Source organism: Curtobacterium sp. NPDC090217 (assembly GCF_044746705.1).
GTDB lineage: Bacteria > Actinomycetota > Actinomycetes > Actinomycetales > Microbacteriaceae > Curtobacterium.
This window is the reverse complement of the sequence record NZ_JBIVCR010000002.1, coordinates 185,568-204,692: the sequence shown is the minus strand read 5'-3', so window position 1 is coordinate 204,692 and position 19,125 is coordinate 185,568. Positions and strand designations below refer to the sequence as shown.

Sequence of the window (19,125 nt, the reverse complement as noted above, 5' to 3'; positions counted from 1 at the left end):
GTTCCTCAGGTGGGTCGGACGGTCGAACGATTGTCCCACGGTTGTGCGTGCTCGGCGTGCGGGGCGGGTAGTGCTCCGAGGCCGTGGCGCAGGTCGTCCGGCGTCGCGGCGAGGCACACGCGGATCCAGCCCTCGCCCGTGCGCCCGAACGCACTCCCGGGTGCGACGGCGATCTTCTCGCGCTGCAGGAACCCGAGCGCCCACTCCGCGACGTCCCCGTCGGCGGCGTGCGACATGTCGATCCACAGGTAGAACGCACCCTTCGGGTCGTTGTACCGGATCCCGGCGGCGTCGAGCACCTCGGTCGCGACCTGGAGGTTGGCGCGGTAGTGCTCGCGGGCGTCCCGGACCGCGGAGTGATCGCCGACGATCGCCGCGAGGGCCGCGTACTGGTCGGGCTCCGCGACGCAGCTGATCATCGCTTCCTGGGTCGTCCGCATGGTCGCGCCGAGCCCCTTCGGCGTCACGAGGTACCCGACGCGGACGCCGGTCATCGCGTACGTCTTGCTCAGCGAGAACGCGGTGAACACCCGGTCGTCCTCGTCGAGGGCCGCGAGGCTGACGTGCCGCGTGTCGTAGGTGAAGTACTCGTAGACCTCGTCGCTGATCACCCACAGGTCGTGCCGCTTCGCCAAGGCCAGGATGCTGCGGAGCGTCGCCTCGCCGAACACCGACCCGAGCGGGTTCGACGGCGAGTTCACCACGATCGCCCTGGTGCGCTCGGTGATGCTCGCCTCGAGCGCGTCGAGGTCGGGTTCGAACCCGTGCTGCGGCTCGAGCCGGTACGGCACCGGGGTCGCGCCGAGGATGTGCGCGTTCATCGTGAACGTCGTGTAGCCGGGGTCCGGCACCAGGAGTTCGTCGCCGGGGCTCAGCACCAGGGTCATCGCCTGGAACAGCGCCTGCGTCGCGCCGATCGTCATCCAGATCTGCTCGAGGTCCACCTCGATGCGGTTCTCGCGCAGCAGCTTCTGCTGGATCGCCTGGCGCAGCGGCAGGATCCCGCCGTTCGGGGTGTAGTCCGTCCGGTCCTCGGTCCACGCCCGCTTCGCCGCGTCCCCGATGTGTGCGGCGACCGGGACGTCGGGCTCCCCCACGACGAGCATGGTCACGTCTGCACCGCTCTGCTGCAGCAGGGCGGCCTGTTCGAAGACCCGGCGGATGCCGGAGGGCGGGACGGTGTCGATCCGGGGTGCGAGGGACGGCATGTCCGTCACGGTAACGGAGCCGTGTTTCCGCGCGGTGACACGGGTCGTGCGCGTTGAACCGGATGCCCCGTCCTGGTAGTGTTGCTTGCTGGCTTGCGCGTTCCCCGCCCACGGGTGGAACGCGAGACGACCAAGGGCCCCTCTACCCAGCGGTCGCATTCACCCGTACGAGACGAAGCAGGAGCACCACGCATGGCGAACATCAAGTCGCAGATGAAGCGCATCAAGACCAACCTCAAGGCCACCGAGCGCAACAAGGCCTACAAGTCCGAGCTGAAGACGTTCATCCGTCACACCAACGAGGCGATCGTCGCCGGCGACAAGGAGAAGGCCACCGCCGCTCTCGCCGTCGCGTCGAAGAAGCTCGACAAGGCCGTGAGCAAGGGCGTCATCCACAAGAACCAGGCCGCGAACCGCAAGTCGGCCATCGCGAAGAAGGTCGCTGCGCTCTGACGCACCGACCCCCTCGAAGGCCCCGCACCGTCCCGGTGCGGGGCCTTCGTCGTTGCGGGGGTCCGATTGCGCCAGACACGCCCAAGTCCGCGAGACGCCGTCAGAATCGGCGGCGTCTCGGTGAGAGAGCGGTGTCCCGGTGGGAAGGCCGCGCCGGGCGGACGGGAGGCTCTGGTCGGGTCAGCGGGGTTCGCCGCGACGGGCGATGGTGCGGACCATGACCTCGAGCGCGTAGTGCGCGTCGCGCGACCCACCCTTCACCGCGGTGTCCGCCTCGGCGATGCTGATGATCGCGTTCGCGAGCCCGGCTTCGCTCCACCCGGCGACGTCACGTTGCGCACGCTGGACCTGCCACGGCGCCATGCCGAGCGCGGACGCGGCCTGGCCGCTCGAGCCACGGTAGGCGCTCACCTTCGCCATCGTGCGGATCTTGCTCGCGAACGCGGCGACGATCGGCACGGGTGCTTCGCCGGTCGACAGGGCGTGCCGCAGCTCGACGATGGCCGGTGCCGATCGACCCGCGAGTGCGATGTCGGCGACCTTGAACGCGTTGGTCTCGACGCGGCCGCCGTAGTACTTGTCGACGACCTTGTCCGTGATCTCCTGCGCTTCGTCGGCGAGGAGCTGCCGGCACGCGGCCGCGAGCTCGGCCAGGTCGTCCGCGAACGCCGCCACGAGGGTACGGACCGCGGACGGTGCGATCTTCCGACGTGCGGCGCGGAACTCGGCGTTCACGAAGTCGATGCGGTCGGTCTCACGCTTGAGTTCGTCGCACTGGACCTCGATCCCGCCGCCCGACCCGCCGCGGATCGCGTCGAGGAGCTTCTTGCCGCGGACTCCCCCGCCGTGCCGCAGCACGAGGGTGACGTCGTCCGCCGGCGCGCCGAGGTACGAGATGGTCTCGGTGATGAAGGCGTCCGTGCACTTCTCGACGTTGGTGACCCGGACCAGGCGCGGCTCACCGAAGAGGGACGGGCTGGCGAGCGTCGCCAAGAGCCCGGGTGCGTACTGGTCGGCTTCGAGGTCATGGACCTCGAGCGCGGGGTCTTCGCCGACCAGCAGATCCCGCAGCATGCCCGTCGCCCGCTCGGCGAGGAACGTCTCCGGCCCGGTCACGAGGACGACGGGCGCTGGACGGATGCCGGACCACGGGACCTGGTCGATCTTCGCGGCGGCGCGCGCGGGCTTCTTGGCGGGCATGCGTTCCTTCCGATGGTGCGGGTCCGAGTCTACGGGCCACCGCCGACCCTCCCGGTGCCCGTCCCGAGGGCGCTTGCCCCGAGAGTGCTTGGTCCGAGGGCGCTTGGCCCGGGGGCGCTTGCTCCGGGGACGCCCGCTCGGTCCACACCTCCGGTCCTGCCGTTCCCCGGCGCACGACGACGGTCCCCTGCAGGTCGGTGCGGAACGGTGTCGTCCCCGCTGCCGCCAGCATCGCGAGTGCTCGGTCGGTCGGGTGCCCGTAGGTGTTGTCGGCGCCGACACCGATCAGCCCGACGCGTGCGGCGAGCTGTCGGTAGAGCTCCGGGTCCTGGTCGGCGGACCCGTGGTGGGAGACCTTGACGACGTCGACGGGTCCGGGAGCCACTCCGCGGAGGCGTCGTTGCGCGGACCGGTCGAGGTCGCCGAGCAGGACCGCCGAGAGACACGACCCGCAGGTGTCCGGCGCCTCGACCGCCACGACGATGCTCGCGTCGTTGCCGCTCGCCCGCTCGCCGGCCCGCGGCCAGAGCACACGCCACGGGACGTGCCCGAGGGTCCCAGCGGTCCCGTCGTCCGCGCGGCGGACGTCGGCACCGGCACCCGTCAGGCCGCGGACGACGGATTCGTCCGCTGGACGCCCGACCGGTCCGGTGAGCGCGACGTCGACGTCACCGGCGACCTCGTCGACCGCACCGACGTGGTCCCGGTCGAAATGGGTGAGCACCAGGAGGTCGAGCTGGCCGACCCCGAGCAGGTCGAGACACGCGCGGAGGCGTTCCCGGTCGTCGCCGGTGTCGACGAGCGCCGTGCTCGCCGCGCTGCGGAGGAGCACGGCGTCCCCCTGCCCCACGTCGCACATCGCGATCGCCCAGTCGGCGGGTATCCCGACGCGGACGACGACGAGCGGGACGACCACGGTACCCGCGCCGATCACCGCGACCGTCGCCGCCGCCACGACGAAGCGCACCCGTGCCGCCGCGGGCCCGAGCACCGCGCCGACGAGTGCTCCGGACACCAGCACGGCTGCACCCACGCCGACGAGTCCGGCCGGCCACGGCACCGACGCCGCGGGGAGCGCTGCGGCGCCGTGCGCGATCGCGCCGATCGCCGATGCGGGCAGCCAGGCGACCGCGGCGACGACCGACGCACCTGCGGGCCAGATGGGAGCGAGCAGGCAGGCGAGGAGCCCGACGACGGTGACGACCGGCGCGAACGGCTCGGCGAGGAGATTCGCCGGTACCGCGTACGTCGGGAGTGCCGCAGCGAGCGGGATCGTCAACGGCCAGCACGCCATCTGCGCCGAGACGGGGACCGCGATCGCCGCAGCGAACGGCGTCCAACACCACCGCGTGAGGAGCGCGGTCAACGGTGGTCCGAGCACCACGATCCCGCTCGTCGCGAGCACCGACAGCCCGAACGCGAAGGAGCGGGCGAACCACGGATCGACGACCAGCATGCCGCTGACCGCGAACGCGATGAGCGGGACGCCCCGGACCGGACGCCCGGACAGATGCACGACGAGCACGACGACGGCCATCACGGTGGCCCGGAGGATGGACGGATCCGGGCGGACCAGCACCACGAACCCGACCAAGAGCGTGATCGCCACGGCGGCGCGGACGGCACGCCCGAGTCCGAGCGCACGACTGACCAGGACGACCACCGCGACGATGACGGCGCAGTTCGACCCCGACACGGCCGTCAGGTGGGTCAGCGCACTCGTCTCCATCGCCGTCTCGGTGTCGGGATCGAGCCCGCTGCGGTCCCCGATCGCGAGTCCGCGGAGCAGCGCGCCGCCGGGTTCGGGCAGTGCAGCGGTCACGTCTGCGAAGGCGCTGCGGGCCCGGTCGGTCCCGGCGAGGAAGCCCGACGGCGCCTCGGTGTCGACGGCACCGCGGAGGAAGAGCACGGACGCCGTCGCTGCACCGGGTTCGTCCGGTTCGACCACCGCACGCGCTGACATCCGAGTGCCCGCCGCCAGTGCGCGCACGACGCCCGCGAACCGGTCGGGAACCACGCGGACCGGCACGTCAACCGTCGTTCCGTCGACGTGCGACAGCGTGCCGATGACCGAACGGTCACCGGCGGCGAGGTCACGGTCCAGGACCACGTCGACCTGCACGGGCGTGTGGCCCACTCCGTCGAGCACCGGCGGCGTCCGCCGGACGTCTCCCACGGCCACCGCCACCGCCACGAGTCCGACCACGGCTGCCGACGTGATCACCGCCGTGACGACGACCCGGACGACGACGGCCGGCGAGCAGCACACGAGGACCACCCCGGTTGCGAGGACCGCGCTCGAGCCCGCCACGACGAACCACGCCACCTCCGGCTTCCCGACGAGCACCGCCGCGACCACCCAGCCGATCGCCACCGGGACCGCGACCCGGAGGTCCGTCCGGTCGACCGCGAGGTTCACACCCGCACCCGATCGCGCAGGTCGGCCAACCGCGCGTCACCGATCCCGCTGACGTCGAGCAGGTCGTCGACGCTCGCGAACCGACCGTGCTCGTCGCGCCAGGCCAGGATGCGCCCCGCGAGTGCCGGTCCGATGCCAGGAAGGGTCTCGAGCGCCGCCTGGTCCGCGGTGTTCAGGTCGACCAGGTCGCCGACGTCAGCCGCACCGCCGCTGCCACCGCCGCCGCCATCGCCACCGCCACCCGCACCGGCGCCGCTCGCGGTCCCCTCACCGCCACCCGCACCGCCGTCGAGCTCCTGCGGCACCTCGACCTCGCCGACCCGCGGCACGTACAGCCGCTCGCCGTCCTGGACCGGCCGCGCGAGGTTCAACCGCGCGAGGTCGGCATCGTCGGCCGCACCACCTGCCGCCGCCAGCGCGTCCGTCACCCGGCTCGTCCCCGGCACCGTCACGACCCCCGCCCGGTGGACCGCACCGAGCACGTGCACCACGACCGAGGGAGCCGGCGACGACGTCGCATCCGGGGTCCGTGAGCCGTCCGACGGCCGATCGGACACCACCGGCGCACCCGTCACCGTGGCGACACCCCCGGCGCCGCTCCCCCGCGCCCCGAGCAGGACGACGACCAGCGCGACCACCACGACGACGCCAGCCAGCACGAGTGCGGCGCGCGGCGAGAGCGAGAAACGGGACATGCCGAAACGCTAGAGAGCCCGGCCGACCGGCCGGGCTCTCGCGGTGTGAACGGTGCACCGGCAAGGCCGGCGCACCGCTGTGGAGGAACTACGCCTTGATCGCGATGTTCACGAGCTTCGGCGCCCGCACGATGACCTTCACGATCTCGCGGTCCCCGATGTACCGCTGCACGTTCGCGGACGCGCGCGCGAGGGCCTCGAGCTCCGCCGGGTCGATCGACTTCGACACCTCGAACGAGTCGCGCACCTTGCCGTTGACCTGCACGACGGCCGTCAACGACTCCTGCACGAGCAGCGTCGGGTCCGCCTTCCGCCACCCGTAGGTCGCGACGGAGCCCTCGTAGCCGAGCTTCTCCCACATCTCCTCACCGGCGTACGGCGCGAAGACGCTCAGGCCGAGCGCGATCGTCTCGACGGCCTCGCGCACGGCGGGGTCACCGGCGCCCGGTCCGTTGTCGATCGCCTTGCGGGTGACGTTCACCAGGTCCATGAGCCGCGCGATCACGACGTTGAACTTGAACGACTCCATCAGCCCCGGTGAGTCCGCGAGGAACCGGTGGGTGACCTGCCGCAGGGCACGGTCGCCCTCCGCCCACACCGCGTCCGGCGTCGAGGTGACGTCGGTGGCGAGGCGGTAGGCGCGGGCCAGGAAGCGGGCGGAGGCCGCCGGCGAGACGTCCTCCCAGTTGATGTCGTCCTCCGGCGGACCGGCGAAGCCCATCACCATGCGGATGGCGTCGACACCGTGCGCGTCGAGCTCGTCGCCCAGCGAGACGCCGCCCTTCGACTTCGACATCTTCGAGCCGCCGGACAGGACCATGCCCTGGTTGAGCAGCGCCGAGAAGGGCTCGGTGAAGTCGAGGTAGCCGAGGTCGAACAGGACCTTCGTGACGAAGCGCGCGTAGAGCAGATGGAGGATCGCGTGCTCGACACCGCCGATGTACTGGTCGACCGGCGCCCACTTGTTGACGAGCGAGGGGTCGAACGCCTGCGTGTCGTCGTTCGCCGACAGGAACCGCAGGAAGTACCACGACGAGTCCACGAAGGTGTCCATCGTGTCGGCGTCACGCTTCGCCGGGGATCCGTCCACGGGGTTCGGGACGTTCACCCAGTCGGTCGCGCCACCCAGCGGCGACGTGCCCTTCGGCTTGAGGTCGAGTCCCTCGGTCGACGGCAGCACGACGGGCAACTGGTCCTCGGGGACCGGGTACTCGGTGCCGTCCTCGCCGTGGATGATCGGGATGGGGGTGCCCCAGAAGCGCTGGCGCGAGATGAGCCAGTCGCGCAGGCGGTACGTCTTCGCGGCACGGCCGGTGCCGCGCTCGTCGAGGAGTTTGATCGCCGCGGTGATCGCGTGCTGCTTCGACATGCCGTCGAGCGGCCCGGAGTTGATCATCCGGCCCTGCCCGGTCAGTGCCTCGCCCGTGGCGGCCGGGTCGAGGACGGGCAGGTCGAAGTCGTCGAGGGTCGCGCCCTCCGGGATCACCGGGATCGCTCCGGTCACCGGCTGGTTCGTGTCGACGACGACCTTCACGGGCAGGTCGAACGCCCGTGCGAAGTCGAGGTCGCGCTGGTCGTGCGCGGGCACGGCCATGACGGCGCCGTGGCCGTAGTCGGCGAGCACGTAGTCCGCCGCCCAGATCGGCAGGCGCTCACCGGTCAGCGGGTGGATCGCGAACCGGTCGAGCGGGACGCCGGTCTTCGGCCGGTCGGCGTTCTGCCGGTCGATCTCGGAGGTCTTCTGCGTCGCCACCAGGTACGACTCGAACGCGGCGCGGACCTCGTCGGAGACCGACGGAGCTGCCACCAGCGATGCGGCGAGGTCGGAGTCCGGCGCCACGACGAGGAACGTCACACCGTTGATCGTGTCCGGACGCGTGGTGAACACGGTCACCGGCTCGTCGCGCCCCTCGATCACGAAGTCGACGTCGGCGCCGACCGAGCGACCGATCCAGTTGCGCTGCATCGCCAGGACCTTCGCGGGCCAGCGACCCTCGAGCTGGTTGAGGTCGTCGAGCAGCCGGTCCGCGTAGTCGGTGATCTTGAAGTACCACTGCGTGAGCTTCTTCTTGACCACGACGGCGCCGGAGCGGTCCGAGGTGCCGTCCGGCAGGACCTGCTCGTTCGCGAGCACGGTCTGGTCCACCGGGTCCCAGTTCACCCAGCTGTCCTTGCGGTAGGCCAGGCCCTTCTCGTACATCTTCAGGAACAGCCACTGGTTCCACTTGTAGTACTCGGGGTCCGAGGTGTGGATCTCGGTCGTCCAGTCGAAGGACGGCGCGTACCGCTTGAACGACGCCTTCTGCTGCTCGATGTTGGCGTAGGTCCAGTCCTTCGGGTCCACCCCGCGCTTGATCGCCGCGTTCTCGGCCGGCAGCCCGAAGGAGTCCCAGCCGATCGGGTGGAGCACGTTGAAGCCCTGCTGCCGCCAGTAGCGCGCGACGAAGTCACCGAGCGCCCAGTTCTCGGCGTGCCCCATGTGCAGGTCGCCGGACGGGTACGGGAACATCTCGAGGATGTACTTCCGGGGACGACGGTCGTCGGGGTCGACGGTGAAGAGGCCGAGCTCTTCCCACCGCCCCTGCCACTTGTCCTGGATGCGCCGGAAGTCGTAGGTGTGCGGGTCCTCGACGTGCTGCTCGATGGTCACGGAACTCTCAATCGGTCTTGGCCCCCACTCGCCGGTTCCGGGTCATCGTGGAGCTTGCGGAGCGATGATCCGGCCGAGCGAGCGGGGAGAGGCACGACACACGTCCGTCAGACACGTGTCGGTCCTCAAGATTACAAGGCACGGGCCCCACTCGCGGACGGCCAGGAGCGAACGGTCACGGGATGGTCAGGCCGCGATGCGGCCGTCGCGCATCCGGATGGTCCGGTCGACGAGGTCCGGCGCCACCGGCACGTGTGACACGACCACGACGGTCCGCCCTGCTGCCCGGGCGGTGGTCACGAGATCGCGCAGCACGGCGTCGCCGAGATCCGGGTCGATGTCGGCCGTCGGCTCGTCGAGCACGAGCACGGGGAACGCGTGCAGGAGCGCCCGGGCGAGCGCGAGCCGGTGTGCCTGCCCGCCGGAGACCAGGGCACCGCGCTCCCCCACGGCCGCACCGAGACCACCACGGCGCTCCACCCATGCCCCGAGGCCGACCCGGTCGAGCACACCGAGCAGGTCGTCGTCCGTCGCGGTCTCCCGCGCGAAGAGCAGGTTCTGCCGGATCGACTGGTCGAACACGAACGGGTCCTGCTCGATGAGTCCGACCCGGGCGCGCACGGCGTCCGGGTGCATCGTCCGTGCCTCGACCCCGTCGATCGTGTAGCTGCCCCGGTACTCGACGAACCGCACGAGCGCGTCGACCAGCGTCGACTTGCCCGCGCCGCTCGGCCCCTGGACCACGACGACCTCGCCGGGGAGCAGGTCGAACGAGACGTCGTCCACGGCGGCGTCGACCGCCCCCGGCCACCGGACGGTCAGCCCGGACACGGACACCGCGACGGGACCGTCGACCACGAGGGACGCCGGCTCCGCATCGGCAGCGGGCTCCTGGACGATCCCGTCCGGCGTGACGGCGGGGACCACCCGCTCGACCCGGTCGGCGGCCGCCCGCACCCGCCGGTACGTCAGCACCGCGAGCGGGACCGCCCCGACGACCTCGAACAGCGCGAGCGGGACGAAGACCGCGAGCGCCCAGAGCGGTCCGTCGAGCGCGCCGGCGACGACCGCGGGTGCACCGGCCGCGAGGATCCCGATCACCGCGGCACCGCCGATGAGTCCGACCGATGCCCCGACGAGCGACTCGACCGTGGCCCGACGGCGGACCGCACGGGTGACCCGGGCGTCGAGCGCGGCGATGTGCGCGAGCCGTTCGTCGAGGGTGCCGTAGGCGGCGAACACGTCGAGCGTCCGCACCGTGTCGAGGACCAGGTCGGCGACGCGCCCGCGGTCCGCCGCGGTCTCCTCGTCGCTGCGGCGCGCGATCGACGCGGTGACGACGGAACCGAGGACGGCGGCGAGCACGAGGGCCACGAGCAGCACGAGGGCGGCGGGGACGGACACCAGTGCGACGGCGACGACCGAGAGCAACGCGGTCACACCGGCGGACACGAGCGGACCGACGACGCGGATCGGCAGGTCCTGCAGCCGATCGGTGTCGGTGACCAGGCGGGTCATCAGGTCACCGCGTCCGGTGGTCCCGAGGCCAGCCGGCGCGACCGAGGCGAGCCGGCGGTACATCTCGGTCCGGACCACGGCGAGTTGCCGGAAGGACGCGTCGTGCCCGGCGAGCCGGTCCACGTACCGCAGCGCCGCCCGACCGAGCGCGAACGCCCGGACCCCGACCATGACGAGCGTCAGGTAGAGGATCGGCGGGTGTTCCGCCGCCCGGGTGATCAGGTACCCGCTCGCCGCGAGCAGGGCCACAGCGCACAGCGCGCTGAGCGAGCCGGCGGCGACCGCCTTGCCCCACCCGGCACCGCGCGGCATCGCGAGCCGCAGGACGGAGCCGCCACGGGCCTCCTGGCCGGTCACGCGTGCGCCCCGAGGACCGCGACGGCACCGCTCGCGGCGACGTCGACGCGGACGTCGGCCGCGGCGACGACCGCCGGCCGGTGGCTCGCGACGACGACCACCGCGCCGTCGGCGGCGAGCCGCCGCATCGACGTGATCAGGTGCGCCTCCGCGTCGGCGTCCAGTGCGGACGTCGGTTCGTCGAGGAGCACCAGGCGGGTACCGGACCGACGGTGCCGGTAGAGCGCCCGGGCGACGGCGACGCGCTGCGCCTGTCCGCCGGACAGCCCGGCTCCGCCTGCATCGATCTGGAGGCCCGGGTCGAGTCCCAGCCCCGCGTCACCGAGCGCGGTCAGCACGTCGTCGTCGTCGGGCTGCTGGCTGAGGGCCACGTTCTCGGCGATGGTGCCGCGGACGAGTCGCGCGCGTTGGTCGGCCCACGCGATCCGGTCGTCCACGGTGGAACCGGCCGGGCCGGGCACGACGACCGTGCCGTCGTGCGGCACGGCACCGCGGATCGCCGCGATGAGGCTCGACTTGCCGGCACCGCTCGGACCGACGAGCGCGAGGACCGTGCCGGGGCGGGCGTCGAGGTCGACGGGCCCGATCACCACGTCCTGGCGCCTGACGGCCACGCCGCGGAGCACGAGGTCGGTGGCGGCGGGCGGTGTCGGCGGAGCAGCAGCCGGCGTGCGGTCGTCGTCGAGCACGTCGAGCACGGTTGCGGACGCCTCGACGCCGTCCTGCGCGGCGTGGAAGTCGGCACCGACCTGTCGGATCGGCGCGAAGGCCTCCGGTGCCAGCACCAGGACGAACATCGCGGCGCCGAGCCCGAGCGAGCCGTCCACGAGCCGGATGCCGATCGACACCGCGACGAGGGCGACCGAGAGGCTGGCGGCCAGCTCGAGCGCGAAGCCGCTCACGAACGACAACCGCAGCACGCCGAGGGTCCCGCGTCGGTACTCGTCCGTGACGGTGCCGATGCGGCCGACCTGCCGACGCGCACGACCGAACACCTTCAGCGTGGCGAGGCCCTCGACGGCCTCGAGGAACGCACCGCCGAGTCGCGCCAGCGCGTCGGACTGCTTCCGCTGCAACGACTGCGTGGCGAGACCGATGAGGATCATGAAGACCGGGATGACCGGCAGCGCGCAGAGGACGACGAGCCCGCTCGTCAGGTCGCCGAGACCGATCGCGACGAGCAGCACCGGGGTCGCGATCGCCGTGAGCGCGAGCTGGGGCAGATAGCGCCCGAAGTAGGCGTCGAGGGCGTCGAGCCCCGGACCGAGCGTCGTCGCGAAGCCGGCGCTCGACCGTTCCGCGAGCCACCCGGGTCCGCGTTCGGCCGCCCGCGCCAGCACCGTGCGGCGCAGCTCGCTCTTCACGGTCGCTGCGGCCCGTGCGGCGAGGTCGTCCGTCGCCCACGCCGCCACGGCACGCACGACGAACCCACCGCCGAGCAGCGCCAGCGTCGGCACGAACACCGCGGGGACGACGCCGCCGTGGTGCACGGCGTCGACCACCTCGGTGACGGCTGCGGCGATCCCCCACGCGATCGCGATGGTCGCGAGCGTGCGGAGGACCCCCGTCCCGGCCGCGGCGACGATGAAGCCGCGCGCCGAGCGGGAGAGGCGGAGCAGACGCGGGTCGAGCGGCTTCATCGGCGGGGCACCTAGTGGGCGGCCGCGGTGACCTGCGCCCGCGAGACGCGCTTGCGGAACACCCAGTACGTCCACGCCTGGTAGGCGAACACGAGCGGGACGAAGATCAGTGCGACCCAGCTCATGACCGTCAGCGTGTACGTGCCACTCGATGCGTTGTAGACCGTGAGGCTCCGTGCCACGTCGTTCGAGGCGGGCATCACGTTCGGGAAGATCGCCGTGAACATCGCGAGCACCACCGCGGCGATCGTGACCGCCATCAGCGTGAACGCCCGGCCCTCCTTGCCCCATGCGTTGCAGAGCACCGCGAGGACGAGCGCGAGCGCGGCGACGACGGAGAGCACCAGCGACGCCGGGGTGGCCCGGACGAACGCCATCGACACGAGGAACGCCGCCGCGACGACGATCGTCACGATGCCGGCCCTGGTGGCGAGCCGCTTCGCACGGTCGCGGATGTCACCCTCGGTCTTCAGCGCGATGAAGACGACGCCGTGCGTGAAGAACACCAGCAGCGTCGCGAGCCCGGTCAGCAGCGCGAACGGGTTGAGCAGGTCGAACAGCGTGCCCGTGTAGTTGTGCCCGGAGTCCATCGGGATCCCGCGGACCACGTTGCCGAACGCGACGCCCCAGAGGAACGACGGCACGGCGCTGCCGACGATGATCATCAGGTCGAACGAACGCTTCCACTGCAGCTGCTTGTTCTGGTGGCGGTACTCGAACGAGACACCACGGGCGATGAGCGCCGCGAGGATCAGCAGCAGCGCCAGGTAGAACCCGGAGAACATCGTGGCGTACCACTCCGGGAACGCCGCGAACAGGCAGGCGCCGGCCACGATGACCCAGGTCTCGTTGAGGTCCCAGACGGGGCCGATCGTGTTGATCATGACGCGACGGTCGGTGTCGTCCTTGCCGAGGAACGGCAGGGCCATGCCGACGCCGAAGTCGAACCCGTCGAGCACGAAGTAGCCGACGAAGAAGACGCCGACGATGGCGAACCAGAGAACGGGGAGGTCCATGATCAGTACACCGTCACTTCGTGCTTGACCTCGCCGGTCTCCTCGTCCACCGGTGCCGGAGCAGCGGGGCCTTCTTGCGCCACCTTCTTGATGAGCCGGAACTCCACCACCGCCAGCGCGCCGTAGATCAGCGTGAAGACGACGAGCGAGATGAGGACCTCGACCCCGGTCACGTTCGGGGACACCCCGTCAGCCGTCTTCAACAGCCCGAACACGAGCCACGGTTGCCGGCCCATCTCGGTGAAGATCCAGCCGACGATCATCGCGGCCATCGGCAGCGGCACCGCCCAGGTGGCGATCCGCCACACCCAGCGCTGCGTCGGGAAACGGCCCTTGCGGGTCAGCCACAGTCCGGCGAGGGCGACGAGGACCGCGCCGACACCGAGGGCGATCATCCAGCGGAACGACCAGTACGTCACCCAGATGATCGGCTTGTAGTCACCGGGGCCGTACACCTGCGTGTACTGCGCCTGCAGGTCGTTGATGCCCTCGACCGTGCCGTTGAAGGTGTGCGTCGAGAGGAACGACAGCAGGTACGGCACACGGATCGAGAACAGCTCGTGCACGCCGTCCGGTGTGCCGAGCGTGAAGATCGAGAACGAGGCGTCCTTGCCGGTCGCCGTGTTGTACAGCGCCTCGGCCGCGGCCATCTTCATCGGCTGCGTGTCGACCATCGTCAGCCCGAGCTGGTCGCCGGTGAGGACGGTCAGCGCACCGGCGGCGACCATCGTCCAGAGGCCGAACTTCAGCGCCGGCATCATCGTCTCGAGGTTCTGGTTGCGCGCCAGGTGGTACGACGCGACCGAGATGATCACGCCGGCGGCCACCATGAAGCACGCGAAGAGCGTGTGCGGGAACGCGGCCAGTGCGACCTTGTTCGTCAGCACCGCCCAGATGTCGGTGAGTTCCGCGCGGCCCTTGGCTTCGTTGATGACGTAGCCGACGGGGTGCTGCATGAACGCGTTCGCGGCGATGATGAAGTACGCCGACATGATCGTCCCGGCGCTGACGCACCACATGCTCGCGAGGTGCAGGCCCTTGGGCAAGCGGTCCCACCCGAAGATCCAGACGCCGATGAACGCCGCCTCGAAGAAGAACGCGAGGATCCCCTCGAGTGCGAGCGGGGCGCCGAACACGTCCCCGACGAACCGGGAGTAGTTCGACCAGTTCATGCCGAACTGGAACTCCTGCACGATGCCCGTCACGACACCCATCGCGAAGTTGATGAGGAAGATCCGGCCGAAGAACCGGGTGAGCTGCAGGTAGTGCGCCCGACCGGTGCGGTACCACGCCGTCTGGAACGTCGCGACGACCACGGCCATGCCGATCGTCAACGGGACGAAGAGGAAGTGGTAGATGGTGGTCAGCCCGAACTGCCACCTGGACAGGATGAGCGGATCGAGGATGTCGTTCATGCGGCTGTACCGATCGGGAACGCCGCGCGCTGTTCGTGCACGTCAGTTGCTTCCTGTGGAAGGGGTACTTCTGGGTGTCACAACCGTTGGGACACCTCCACGGTACCGGCAGGCGACCTGATTCGACAACTTGTAGAAACCCGAACTGCACGAACGTGCAGGGCCTTTGAACGGCACAACCGTGCCGAACGAATGTGCCCGGGAACGACGACAGGTGCCGGGCACATAGCCCGACACCTGTCGTTTATCTCACACGTGCTGGAGGACTAGAGCAGACCCTTGTCCTGCAGGAAGGCCTTGGCCACCGAGGCCGCGGACTTCTGCTCCACGGAGTTCTGACGGTCGAGCTCGATGAGCGCGTCCGTGGTGAGCACCTTGTTGACCTTCTCGATCGCCGCGGTCGCCTTCGAGTCCAGCTTCGACGACACGATGGGCGTGACGTTGTTCACCGGGACGAGGTGCTTCGGGTCGTCGAGGGTGACGAGCTTCTCGGTGGCGATCGACGCGCTGGCCGAGTAGATGTCGGCGACCTGCGAGTCGCCGTCCTTGATCGCCTTGACCGTGAGCGGGCCACCGGAGTCGTTCTGCTGGTTGACCTCACCGGTGACGCCGTACTTCGCCTTGAGGCCGGTCGGACCGTACGCGGCCGTGGCGAACTCGGGGTTCGCCGCGATCGAGATGGTCCCGCCGATCTTCGACAGGTCGCCGATCGACTTGAGGTCGTACTTGTCGGCGAGCTCCTGCGTGACCGTGTACGTGTCCGAGTCGGACGCGTCCGCGGACGGCAGGGCCTTGACGCCGGAGGGCAGTTCGTCCTTCAGGGCGGCGTTGATGCCGTCCGTCGTGGTCTCCGTCGTCGTGTCCTTCTTGTCGGACTGCAGGAGGTAGTTCAGCAGGTTGCCGTTGTACTCCGGGAACACGTCGATGTTGCCCTTGGCGACCTCGGGCCAGTAGGCCTTGCGCTGTCCGATGTTGAGCTTCTTGGTGACGGTGAAGCCGGCCTTCTCGAGTTCCTGCGCGTAGAGCTCCGCGATGATCTCGTTCGACGGGTAGGCCTGCGAGCCGACGGTGATGGTGTCCGACGAGCCGGAGCCGCCGCCGGAGGAGAGCGGGTCGCCTGACGAGCAGCCCGCGAGGGCGATCGCGGCGGCGGTCGCGACCGCGATGGTCGCGCCGAGGCGCTTGGTGCGTGCAGTGGTCACTGGAGGGTTCCTTCCAAGGGGGTTGATGCCCGACTTTCCGAGCGGTCAGCGTCGCGCCGTCCATCACCCGCGGAGGCGGCGGTGGTACCCGCCGGCACCGCGAGCCGCTGCAGGACGGCGAACACGATCTCGAAGACGATGGCGAGTGCGATCACCAGGAGCGAACCGCCGAGGACCTCTTCGTAGTCCTGGTTGGCGAGCCCGGAGAACGCGTACCCGCCGAGACCGCCCGCGTTGATGTAGGCGGCGAGCGTGGCGGTCGCGATGACCTGGAGCACCGCGGCACGGATGCCGCCGACGATCAGCGGGAGCCCGAGCGGGATCTCCACCTTCGTCAGCAACTGCCACGTGGTCATGCCCTGGGCCTTGGCTGCGTCGATGGTCACGCGGTCGATCGCCTCGAGGCCGGAGTACGTGCCGGCCAGGATCGACGGGATCGCCAGGATGACGAGCGAGATGAGCGGCGCTTCGATGCCGAGCCCGATCCACAGGGCGAGGATCGTCAGCAGGCCGAGCGTGGGGAGCGCCCTGACCCCGCCGGAGAACCCCACGGCGAGGCTCTTGCCGCGGCCGGTGTGCCCGATCACGAGGCCGAGGGGCACCGCGATGGCGCAGGCGATGACGATGGTGAGCAGCGTGATCCACACGTGCTCCCAGAGGCGGACGGGGATGCCGTTCGCCCCGACGGAGTTGGCGGGGTCGAAGATCCAGGCGATGGCGCCGGCGAAGAGGTTCACGCGGACACCTCCCCGGTCCGGACGTCCGCCGCTGCGCGACGCCGGATGCGCTTGGCATCACGGCTGCCACCGCGGGTCCACGGCATCACGATGCGTCCGATGAGCACCAGGAGGCCGTCGATGACGAGCGCCAGGACGATCGTCAGCACGATGCCGGTCAGGATCTCGACGCTGATGCCGCGCTTGAGACCGTCGGTGAGCAGGAACCCGAGGTTCGGGATCCCGAGGAGCGCGCCGACCGTGACGAGGCTCACCGTGCTGACCGCGACGACCCGGATGCCGGCGAGGAGCACGGGGCCGGCGAGGGGCAGTTCGACGCGGAAGAACCGCTGCACGGGCGAGTACCCCATGGCCGCCGCAGCGTTCAGCACCGCGGGGTCGACGGCGTCGAGCGCGTCGGCCGCCGAGCGGGCCATCAGGGCGACTCCGTAGATCGTCAGCGCGATGACGACGTTCGCCGGGTCGAGGATGTTCGTCCCGAGCAGCGGCGGCAAGGCGAGGAAGAGCGGGAAGGACGGGATGGCGTAGAGCAGGCTCGCCACGACGATGATCGTCGAACCGGTCGCCCGTGCACCGCGGCGACCGTTGCGCAGGCGGTTCACGAGCAGGCCGATCGGCACCGAGAGCACGAAGCTGATGACGATCGGCGGGATCGACAGCCAGACGTGCGCGATCAGGTTCGACGTGATCGTGTCGAGGTTGCCGGTGACCCAGTTCACACGCTGTCCCGGTGTGCGGCGTCCGGCCCGGCCGGCTGCGGCACCGCGGACGCCGCGTCGACGACCGGGACCGGACCGGTGAGCACACCGGCGGCCCGTCCGTCCCCGTCGACCACGATGGGTCCGGTGGGCGTCTGCTCCACACGGAGCGCTCGACGACCACGTCCGGCGCCGATGAAGTTCGCCACGAAGTCGTCCGCCGGTTCCGAGAGGATCTCGGCCGGTGTCCCGAGCTGCGCGATCTCGCCGCCCTTCTTCAGGATGACGACCTGGTCACCGAGCTTGAACGCCTCGTCGATGTCGTGGGTCACGAACACGACCGTCTTGCCGAGCTCGCGCTGGAGCCGGATGAGCTCGTCCTGCAGGTCGTTGCGGACCAGCGGGTCCACCGCGCCGAACGGCTCGTCCATCAGCAGGATGTTCGGGTCGACGGCGAGCCCGCGGGCGACACCGACGCGCTGCTGCTGGCCACCCGACAGCTGCGACGGGTAGCGGTCGGCGAAGGCGCGGTCGAGTCCGACGGTGTCCATCAGCTCGAGCGCCCGCGCGCGGGCTTCCTGCTTCGACACACCGGTGAGCAGCGGCACGGTCGCGATGTTGTCCGCGACCTTGCGGTGCGGCAGCAGGCCCGCGTTCTGCATCACGTAGCCGATGCTGCGGCGGAGCTTCACCGGGTCGACGCCTGCGACGTCCTCACCGTCGATGGAGACGGACCCGGCAGTGGGGTCGACCATCCGGTTGATCATGCGGAGCAGCGTCGTCTTCCCGCAACCACTCGACCCGACGAAGACCGTCGTGGTGCGTGATGGGATGACGAGGTCGAACCGCTCGACTGCGGCCGTGCCGTCCGGGTACGTCTTGCGCACCTGGCGGAACTCGATCATGGGTGCCCTTCTGGTAGGAGGTAGCCCGACTCCGAGTGAGAGTACCCGTCAGCACCGACAGCGGTACGTCCAGGTGACGATCCGTGACGTGACCGGGCGTGTCCCGGACAGCGCCACCCGGCCGGCGGCCGGTCTGCGGAAGCCGCCACGGCTCTGGAGCCGACCCCGCGCACGGCGGAGGCCGCGGACACGACAGCGCCCGCGCCTCCAGTTCGGAGGGCGGGCGCCGTTCGGATTGGTGACCTTGGTCAGGAGGCGGCGATCACCGACTCCAGGTACGTCTTGTTCATGACGCGGTAGGCCTCGATGAGCCCGGTGTCCGGGTGCTCGCGGTCCTGGTGGGCCCTGGCCAGCACGGCGTGTCCGGATTCGGCGAGGACGACCCACGCTCGCGCGACGGCGTCGTTGTCCGGCAGACCGAAGCGCTCGCGCATGATCGCGCCGACCGCCCCGCCGAGGGCGCCCATGCGGTCTTCCTCGTCACCGACCCCGGAGTCCGCGGCGTCGCCGAAGCGGATCGCGCGGAACCCCGGCTCGGTCCGGTACATCTCGCTCGTCATGTCGATGAGCGCGTCGCAGGCGTCCTGCCAGGTCGTCGCGCCGCTGGCGTCGAGCGCGTCGACGAACCGGGACGCGAGCCGCTGCGTGCAGCGGATGGCGAGCGCCTCGACCACGGCGATGCGGTCCGGGAAGTACCGGTAGACCGTGCCGATGGACGCCCCCGCCCGTTCGGCGACCATGGCCGTGGTGAGCCGCTCGAAGCCGATCTCGTCGATCACCGCGGCTGCGGCGTCGAGGAGCCCGGCGAGGCGCGCCGAACTGCGGGCTTGGACCGGCTCGTTCCTGAGCAGTGATGATCCCCCCGGCAGTGCGTTCGAAACCTCGGTGACGAGCACGTGTTCTCCTTCTCGCGGCGACCGCGGGCTGATTGTGTGACGGGGCAACTCTCGCAGAGCCCGGCTGGAATCCCGCTGCGATTCTCCGGGTGTCGAGTGCGTCGTGCCCATCCTCC

At 70.6% G+C, this 19,125-nt stretch carries 15 protein-coding genes; 1 reads left to right on the top strand and 14 read right to left on the bottom strand.

The genetic code is table 11. The features are described from left to right. Nucleotides 1-5 precede the first annotated feature (5 nt). Nucleotides 6-1,208: a pyridoxal phosphate-dependent aminotransferase gene (locus ACIPJ2_RS08615; protein ID WP_402728468.1), complete on the bottom strand. Its 1,203-nt coding sequence runs from the start codon at nt 1,206-1,208 to the stop codon at nt 6-8. A 192-nt stretch (nt 1,209-1,400) separates the two neighbouring features. On the opposite strand from ACIPJ2_RS08615, the gene rpsT reads away from it, so the two are divergent. Next, complete coding sequence (rpsT, locus tag ACIPJ2_RS08610; RefSeq protein ID WP_071299347.1) at nt 1,401-1,661, top strand: 30S ribosomal protein S20; 261 nt, start codon at nt 1,401-1,403, stop codon at nt 1,659-1,661. A gap of 180 nt (nt 1,662-1,841) precedes the next feature. Here the strand turns inward: rpsT and holA are convergent, their stop codons facing one another. From holA to ACIPJ2_RS08545, 13 genes are all read right to left on the bottom strand, one after another. Beyond that, nucleotides 1,842-2,801 (bottom strand): DNA polymerase III subunit delta, encoded by a 960-nt coding sequence (holA, locus tag ACIPJ2_RS08605; protein WP_402728978.1) that lies wholly within the window; start codon nt 2,799-2,801, stop codon nt 1,842-1,844. Then, nucleotides 2,686-5,280, bottom strand: a complete 2,595-nt coding sequence (locus ACIPJ2_RS08600) for a ComEC/Rec2 family competence protein (RefSeq protein WP_402728467.1) — start codon at nt 5,278-5,280, stop codon at nt 2,686-2,688. The genes holA and ACIPJ2_RS08600 overlap by 116 nt, the downstream gene beginning before the upstream one ends. Then, nucleotides 5,277-5,975: a ComEA family DNA-binding protein gene (locus ACIPJ2_RS08595; RefSeq protein ID WP_402728466.1), complete on the bottom strand. Its 699-nt coding sequence runs from the start codon at nt 5,973-5,975 to the stop codon at nt 5,277-5,279. The genes ACIPJ2_RS08600 and ACIPJ2_RS08595 overlap by 4 nt, the downstream gene beginning before the upstream one ends. 88 nt (nt 5,976-6,063) lie before the next feature. Next, the gene (leuS, locus tag ACIPJ2_RS08590) at nt 6,064-8,625 is read right to left on the bottom strand and encodes a leucine--tRNA ligase (RefSeq protein WP_402728465.1); all 2,562 of its coding nucleotides are present in this window, start codon (nt 8,623-8,625) and stop codon (nt 6,064-6,066) included. Nucleotides 8,626-8,811: 186 nt separating this feature from the next. Then, nucleotides 8,812-10,500 carry a thiol reductant ABC exporter subunit CydC gene (gene cydC / locus ACIPJ2_RS08585; RefSeq protein WP_402728464.1) on the bottom strand — a complete coding sequence of 563 codons (1,689 nt, stop codon included), beginning with the start codon at nt 10,498-10,500 and terminating at the stop codon, nt 8,812-8,814. Next, nucleotides 10,497-12,140, bottom strand: a complete 1,644-nt coding sequence (gene cydD, locus ACIPJ2_RS08580) for a thiol reductant ABC exporter subunit CydD (protein WP_402728463.1) — start codon at nt 12,138-12,140, stop codon at nt 10,497-10,499. Before cydD ends, cydC begins: the two co-directional genes overlap by 4 nt. 11 nt (nt 12,141-12,151) lie before the next feature. After that, complete coding sequence (gene cydB / locus ACIPJ2_RS08575; RefSeq protein ID WP_281264214.1) at nt 12,152-13,156, bottom strand: cytochrome d ubiquinol oxidase subunit II; 1,005 nt, start codon at nt 13,154-13,156, stop codon at nt 12,152-12,154. A 2-nt stretch (nt 13,157-13,158) separates the two neighbouring features. After that, a complete protein-coding gene (locus ACIPJ2_RS08570; RefSeq protein ID WP_281264213.1) occupies nt 13,159-14,571 on the bottom strand; it encodes a cytochrome ubiquinol oxidase subunit I in 1,413 nt (470 codons plus the stop codon). 266 nt (nt 14,572-14,837) lie between these two features. Further along, nucleotides 14,838-15,773, bottom strand: a complete 936-nt coding sequence (locus tag ACIPJ2_RS08565; RefSeq protein ID WP_402728462.1) for an ABC transporter substrate-binding protein — start codon at nt 15,771-15,773, stop codon at nt 14,838-14,840. Further along, nucleotides 15,770-16,510, bottom strand: a complete 741-nt coding sequence (locus ACIPJ2_RS08560; protein WP_402728461.1) for an ABC transporter permease — start codon at nt 16,508-16,510, stop codon at nt 15,770-15,772. Before ACIPJ2_RS08560 ends, ACIPJ2_RS08565 begins: the two co-directional genes overlap by 4 nt. Continuing rightward, nucleotides 16,507-17,229 carry an ABC transporter permease gene (locus ACIPJ2_RS08555; protein ID WP_402728460.1) on the bottom strand — a complete coding sequence of 241 codons (723 nt, stop codon included), beginning with the start codon at nt 17,227-17,229 and terminating at the stop codon, nt 16,507-16,509. Before ACIPJ2_RS08555 ends, ACIPJ2_RS08560 begins: the two co-directional genes overlap by 4 nt. After that, a complete protein-coding gene (locus ACIPJ2_RS08550; protein ID WP_281264209.1) occupies nt 17,226-18,113 on the bottom strand; it encodes an ABC transporter ATP-binding protein in 888 nt (295 codons plus the stop codon). The genes ACIPJ2_RS08555 and ACIPJ2_RS08550 overlap by 4 nt, the downstream gene beginning before the upstream one ends. 248 nt (nt 18,114-18,361) lie before the next feature. Further along, a complete protein-coding gene (locus tag ACIPJ2_RS08545; protein WP_402728459.1) occupies nt 18,362-19,009 on the bottom strand; it encodes a TetR/AcrR family transcriptional regulator in 648 nt (215 codons plus the stop codon). Nucleotides 19,010-19,125: the final 116 nt, after the last annotated feature.

Excerpts from the sequence above, each read along its gene's own strand:
- rpsT (WP_071299347.1), top strand. The coding sequence starts at position 1,401 with ATGGCGAACATCAAGTCGCAGATGAAGCGCATCAAGACCAACCTCAAG.
- ACIPJ2_RS08595 (WP_402728466.1), bottom strand. The coding sequence starts at position 5,975 with ATGTCCCGTTTCTCGCTCTCGCCGCGCGCCGCACTCGTGCTGGCTGGC.
- ACIPJ2_RS08615 (WP_402728468.1), bottom strand. The coding sequence starts at position 1,208 with ATGCCGTCCCTCGCACCCCGGATCGACACCGTCCCGCCCTCCGGCATC.
- ACIPJ2_RS08550 (WP_281264209.1), bottom strand. The coding sequence starts at position 18,113 with ATGATCGAGTTCCGCCAGGTGCGCAAGACGTACCCGGACGGCACGGCC.
- ACIPJ2_RS08570 (WP_281264213.1), bottom strand. The coding sequence starts at position 14,571 with ATGAACGACATCCTCGATCCGCTCATCCTGTCCAGGTGGCAGTTCGGG.
- cydD (WP_402728463.1), bottom strand. The coding sequence starts at position 12,140 with ATGAAGCCGCTCGACCCGCGTCTGCTCCGCCTCTCCCGCTCGGCGCGC.
- cydB (WP_281264214.1), bottom strand. The coding sequence starts at position 13,156 with ATGGACCTCCCCGTTCTCTGGTTCGCCATCGTCGGCGTCTTCTTCGTC.